Source organism: Veillonella sp. oral taxon 780 str. F0422, assembly GCF_000221605.1.
In the GTDB taxonomy this organism is placed as follows: domain Bacteria; phylum Bacillota; class Negativicutes; order Veillonellales; family Veillonellaceae; genus F0422.
The window spans coordinates 1-738 of sequence record NZ_AFUJ01000009.1 but is presented as its reverse complement, the minus strand read 5'-3'; the positions used below and the strand labels follow the sequence as shown (position 1 = coordinate 738).

The following is a 738-nucleotide window of genomic DNA, read 5'->3' as shown; positions in this document are numbered from 1 at the left end:
TTTATAGTATTCTCCATCTTTAGCTTTTACTAAACGTGCACCATTTTCATCTGTATATACTACAGATCCAGCTTCGCCGTTACGTAATGCATTCACTTTATCTGTTAATGTTTTATCGTTTAAGCCATCTTTGCCAGTTAAGCCTTTCGCACCAGATGCGCCATTTACACCATCACGACCATTAGATGCTGTATCACCTACATTATTAATAGCATTTAATTTTGCTTTTACTGTATCAGATAAGTCTAAGGAATATTTACGTACTTTATCTGTACCTAAATCTCCACCTTTAATCGCAAGTCCATCTCCTGTAACTGCTACTGTTGTATCGTTAGCATTTACTTTATATGTAGTTACGCCTACAGTTGCTGTATCTTTTTCAACAGTCGTATTAATACCATCTGCTACTTTCACAGCATCTTGTGCTGCACCTTTTGCTAATTCTTTAACTGTAGTTTTTCCTGTATCAGATAAATTGCTTAAGTCTTTATCTGCTGCGTTATCAATAGTGCTACGAGTCGCTTTGTCTAAGCCAAATGTAACTACACCATTAGTACCTGTTGTGATTGCTAATCCAGATTTTGGTACATCTGTATCTGCTGCTGTATCTGTAGCAGCTGTGAAGTTAAATCCATCTTGCAATTTAACTGTTTTCTTAGTATCTCCATTACCTGCTTTATAAGCAATACTTGCATCTAAGTTCTTAGCAATTACTTTCGCATCACCAAAGTCGACTGT

Annotated in this window: 1 pseudogene; it reads right to left on the bottom strand. The window is 36.3% G+C overall.

Annotation, left to right across the window (positions count from 1 at the left end):
• Positions 1-738, bottom strand: a pseudogene (locus tag HMPREF9200_RS08800) (hypothetical protein); the annotation flags it as partial.